7 protein-coding genes are annotated in these 4,800 nt (G+C 63.7%); 5 read left to right on the forward strand and 2 right to left on the reverse strand.

Going from position 1 to position 4,800, the window contains the following annotated elements:
* The 3 genes from AC1DU6_RS20255 to AC1DU6_RS20265 form a co-directional block, all read left to right on the forward strand.
* Positions 1-597: HipA domain-containing protein (locus tag AC1DU6_RS20255; RefSeq protein ID WP_477859161.1), on the forward strand; the 597-nt coding region annotated here is incomplete at its 5' end.
* The gene (locus AC1DU6_RS20260) at positions 590-859 is read left to right on the forward strand and encodes an antitoxin Xre/MbcA/ParS toxin-binding domain-containing protein (RefSeq protein WP_457324855.1); all 270 of its coding nucleotides are present in this window, start codon (positions 590-592) and stop codon (positions 857-859) included. The genes AC1DU6_RS20255 and AC1DU6_RS20260, both read left to right, overlap by 8 nt.
* A 248-nt stretch (positions 860-1,107) precedes the next feature.
* Entirely contained in the window at positions 1,108-1,242 is a 135-nt protein-coding gene (locus AC1DU6_RS20265; protein WP_457324856.1) for a hypothetical protein, read from the forward strand.
* A 67-nt stretch (positions 1,243-1,309) separates the two neighbouring features.
* On the opposite strand, the gene AC1DU6_RS20270 is transcribed toward AC1DU6_RS20265, so the two are convergent.
* Together AC1DU6_RS20270 and AC1DU6_RS20275 are read right to left on the reverse strand one after the other, a co-directional pair.
* Positions 1,310-2,467: a hypothetical protein gene (locus AC1DU6_RS20270; protein ID WP_477859164.1), complete on the reverse strand. Its 1,158-nt coding sequence runs from the start codon at positions 2,465-2,467 to the stop codon at positions 1,310-1,312.
* A 169-nt stretch (positions 2,468-2,636) separates the two neighbouring features.
* Positions 2,637-3,209 (reverse strand): hypothetical protein, encoded by a 573-nt coding sequence (locus AC1DU6_RS20275; RefSeq protein ID WP_477859166.1) that lies wholly within the window; start codon positions 3,207-3,209, stop codon positions 2,637-2,639.
* Between the two features lie 227 nt (positions 3,210-3,436).
* On the opposite strand from AC1DU6_RS20275, the gene AC1DU6_RS20280 reads away from it, so the two are divergent.
* On the forward strand, positions 3,437-3,694 hold the full coding sequence (locus AC1DU6_RS20280; RefSeq protein WP_457325446.1) for a hypothetical protein: 258 nt from the start codon (positions 3,437-3,439) through the stop codon (positions 3,692-3,694).
* A gap of 337 nt (positions 3,695-4,031) precedes the next feature.
* Positions 4,032-4,800 (forward strand): Tn7 transposase TnsA N-terminal domain-containing protein (locus tag AC1DU6_RS20285; RefSeq protein WP_477859168.1); only part of this gene is annotated, 769 nt, incomplete at its 3' end.

Raw genomic sequence — 4,800 nt, forward strand, 5'->3', positions numbered from 1 at the left:
CTCATGGGCCTTCGCGTGCGCGACGCGCTCGCCGAGCGCAAGTACCAGGGCAGCTACCAGCGTGTCGCTGAACTGCTGAAGTCCTTGCAGCTGCCCTCCGAGGACCTGCATCGCTTCTATGAGCAGGTGGCCTTGAGCGTGATGCTGCGCAACGGAGATGCTCACCTGAAGAACTTCGGCGTGCTGGTGCCGCAGTCAGGCAGGCCCCGCCTCTCACCGGTGTTCGACGTGGTGACCACCGCGGCCTACACATACACGCGCTTCGCTGGCGACTCTGAGCAGACGGACCGGACGATGGCGCTCAGGCTCTTCGCCGGGAAGCACCGCACCAGGGCCTACCCGACGACTGAGGAGTTGCTGTGGTTCGGCGCAGAGATTTGCGGCGTCGAACGACCGCGCGTGGCGCTGGCGCGGATTGCGCAGGCGATGCGGGACACGCTCGCTGACGCAAAGGGCGATACGCGAATTCCGGCATCTGTGCTGACCGCCATGGAACCCTTGTGGCAGATCGGCATGCACTACGCCTCAGCAGATGCCAAGCCTTACCCAGGACCAGCACGGAAGACTCCCAATCCCGGAGGTAGCACTGATGACTGAAAGACCTATCGACGCCGTCATCGCATCAAAGCGGGCGCTCATCGACCGCCTCGACGCCTTCACGCACACACCAGAGTTTGAGCGGCTTCTGGTGGATGCGCGAGACAGCGCCGGCGACGGGACGGAAGCCTGGCTTGCCGAGTGGCTGATCCAGCCAGCATTTGGCCTGGGTGACCGCCCAATCGACATCGCGGCGGAGCCGGGCGGCATGGATCGCCTGGCTGACCAGCTCACGCGCATCCGCCACGGCAGCGGCGCATAACGTCGGGCGTCCAACTACCCGCAGGACCAAAGCATGCCATCTCAGCGGAAACGAAAGTCGAGTGTCAGCAAGCGTGTGCTCAGGCAGCGCCGCGGCCTCTTCAATGAAGACCTTCGGTTGTGGGATCGGATACCTGCGGTTGGACGCGAATTTGGGAGTCCGGACTTCGAACGTCTGATGGCCGAAGATCAGCGTGATCGGGTTGGTGTCTTCGACCCCGCGCTGAAGGACCCGTTCCAGAAGGCATCATGAGTCGGCCCACGGAAGCCGACCAGCCACATGGCAGGCTGCCCATCGGCGTGTTCGCGCGTCTTGACACCGCCTTCGAGGCTATCGCCGCCGATGCGGAAAGCCGGCTGGAGCGCAGCCACGCCGAAGGCTAGCCGGCCCCGGCGCTCTACACGGGCGGCGAATGGTGGGCTGCCCTCGGTTGGCACTGGGCCATCGATGTCACTCGCCCCAATGCAGCCCATGCAGAAAGGTTTCGCGCTCGGTCGGGTCGTACAGCGCATATTGCGCAATATGAACGTAGACGTGGTCGCGGATGAACTGGTCGAACTCTGACGCCGACATCGGCGGATTCGTGTTCCGGCTGTTGGCCCGCATCTCGGCGATCTTGCTTGCGGTAAACAAGATCTCCCCGGGACTGCGAGGTGCAGCGGCTGACCACAGCTTGGCCCCGATCGCGCTGGTGCTGATCTCGACCATCAGCGCGGAGAAGTCTTCGCGGAACAACGAGCGCAGCGTCTTCAGCTTGCGCCGGCGCTCCTTGGTGCTGAAGGAATCCAGGTGCTGCAGGTTGTAGTGCGGCTTGAAGTAGTTGATCAGCGCGGCCTCGGCCAAGAGGATTCGGTCCCTTCGGGTGAACGTCTGTGATCCAGCCTTCTTCCAATGGGCGTGCTCCTCCGCGGACGTCGCCGAAGGCTCGACCCAACGGTTACCCGCGGTGGACAGCATGTTCTTGGCGTGGCCGTAGGTCAGCCCGAGAAGGAGCACTTCGTCCCGGCCACATTCATYTGCGACATCTGCGAGGATGCGCTGCAAGGTGCTGTGCCGGCTGAGTCGATCGACGGCCAAGCGGTCGCCCTGTGCGCCAAAGGTCTGTCCGATGTACAACACCTCCAACCGGGTGTGGTCGCCCAGAGCATGTTGGCTCTGCGCCGCAAGAACGGCGCACGTCATTTCGACGGTATGGCCGGTTTGCTCGGCCAAGGTGATCCCGTGGCCAGCGGCGCTGTCGGGACGCACTGCCAGGAAGGGTGTCGGTGGGTTTGTGCGGCCGAGCTGCGCCGGCGTGAAGGTGAACGGCTCACGCTGCCACTGCTGATAGCCCTCACCATGGACCAGGAAGTCGCCGTAGAGGTCGCCGCCCTTCACCTTTAGGGAGACGGGATCGATGGAGATCCGACGACGTCGGCAGATGAGATAGACGTTGGAGCCGCGCAGCACCTCCCGGAAGCCGGGATCCTTGCCGAGTCGGTAGATGTCCGACGGGCGAAACATCACGGGTGCATCGGAATACAGATTCAGGCCCGCTTCCGCGAGGTACTTCCGTTTGATGTCGTCCGGACCGTCGGCGTCGAATTGCGTTTCCCGCGGTTGACCCATGCTGCTCGCCTCCTCGCTCTTGGACTCCGTGTAGTTTGACCGCTAGGTAGGGCTTGCCCAAGTGCGTAGAAGCACCGCCTGTGAAGTAGTTCGCCACCACCGAGACCTACCACTTTGGTAGAGCGAAATCAGCCAACGGGGGTGGCATTTTTGGCCAACAGGGAGATGGCTACCTGTTCCCGGCCTTGGCGTTTTTCTTGGCCTTGCGGGCCAACGTCACTTGACGCCGCTCGCAGATCGTCTTGTGACGAAACCTGTCGGCCGCGTGGGCGTCATCCAGCGGCGGGACGCCCGGTAGTCCTTTCGCGAGTCGTCCGATCGCCCGTGGGTGCGCCTGGGCCAGCTCATGCCCCAGCAGCACTCGAAGGACCTTGTCGAGCTGGGTCAGGAGCTGGCGAACCTGGCGGGCCTTGACCTCACCGGCCTCGGTCACGTCATACCTTTTCCAACGGTGATCATCGTTGGGCGCCGGCTTGGCGACCACCACCAGTCCTTTCTTGGCCATGCCCTTGAGCTGCGCGGAGACCGTCTCCCGCCTCAGCTGCAGCTGCTTTGCCACCTCTGACACGCCTGCCGCCGTTGACGTCCGGCCGATCGCGGAGGGCATGACGGCCAGGACGAGCATCTGCGTCGGGTTGATCCGCAGCTTCCTGTTTATCGCATTGAGCCGCGCATGGAGCAGATTGCCCACTTGAAGGTGGGCAAGCACCACATGGGGGTACGGGAGCCAGTCTTTGGTCACAACTGCGCCCCAGTGGGGCGCAGTTGCTGGCAGTGCTGCATAGGGATCATTTTGACGCTGTCAGGCAACAAGGAAATTTTGCCGCATTCTCGCCCGGTAGCAGGGCACCCGTTAATTCCGTTGCGCGGTGGGTATCTCCTATGCAAGCGCAAATGCGCGGCGTGGGTTGTCAGGGTCGTAGCTGGTCGCCAAACTGGCGCCATGAAGCCTGCCCTGGGAGCGCTGGAATGACGAGCACCGATGAGCCCACCGGTGCCGATGACAGCGTCATCGTGCAGCACCTGATGGCCAAGTACGGGCCCGTGCTGGGCCGCCTGGCCTTGACCGAGGTGTTGCAGTTCCCGTCGGCAGAAGCTTTCGACCGGCACTGCCAGCGTGGGCGTCTGGAGATGCCGGTCATGAAGTTCCAGGGACGCCGCGGCGTGTACGTGCTTGCCACGGACGTCGCGCGCTATCTGGTCAAGAGTTCGCGTGGTGGCGCGTGAAGCCATCGCGAGAAAGGAGCGCGAAATGTTCGGCTACGAATAGATAGCCCAGAAAGGCAGAAGGCCTATTGCCGGCGCCAACCAGCAATAGGCCCTGAGTCCGCAAAACCAGTGGATCCGGTTCGAAGACTCTAATCCCTTGACTTGCCTTCGGCAAGGAGGTCGCCCTTCCGCGGGCGGCCTCGGGCTGCTTTTCTCCTCTCTGTTGTCCTCAGTCGTCATCAGTCGTGTGAGCTGGCGTTGCATCAGTGCAACTTCAGTCCGCGTGCTGAGGGAACTGTGTTGCCCCACGAATCGCGCATGGACCGCCCGCCCCCGGGCACTGAAGGAGAAAACCATGAGCAAACACCACGCATCCAAGCCACCAGGTGCGCACGCCCGCGACACCTCGGGCCCACTGATGAGAGGCCCGATCGTGGCCATTCGCTATCCCGAGGAGGGGAAGCCACGCGCCCGCAAAGTGATCTCGCGGTCGAAGGCCACCAGCAGCGGCAAGTACCCGAGCTGGAAGGCCAAGCGAATGCTCCACTGGGAGTCGCCACACGAACTCCACGCTTTCCGGCTGCTCGATGCCCACGCCAGCGTTTTGCGCTTTGCTGAGCAACCTCTGGTCGTGACGTATGTGATGGACGGCGTCCAGCACGACCACTATCCGGACATCGAGGTCCAAACCGCCAGCGGCCGGGAGCTGTGGGAGGTGAAGACCAGGGCCGACGCTGAGCGTTTCGCCCAACGCACTCGGCTGCTGCAGGAGGCGCTGCCTAGCTACGGGTATCGATACCGCGTCGTCCTGGCCGAAGACCTCGCCGCAGAGCCGCGGCTCTCCAACGCGGCCCTCGTGCTGCGCCACGGGCGCCCAGCCATCTCCGATCTCGCACGCGAGCGGGCCCGTCTGCTGCTGGATCGCCAGCCGGTCCTCAGCTGGGGCGTGATCCTTGACGGCGCATTTGGTGCCGAGGGGCACAAGGTCGCCTGCCGTCTCTTGCTTGAGGGTCAACTGTTGCTGGACGTCGATGCGCCAATCGGCCGCAGCACCATCCTGCGCCGGCCGGGCGTCGGGGGGGCCGTTCCGGCTTCCGCGACCGGATCGACGTCACCAATCGCGT

This window comes from Roseateles sp. P5_B10, assembly GCF_056400485.1.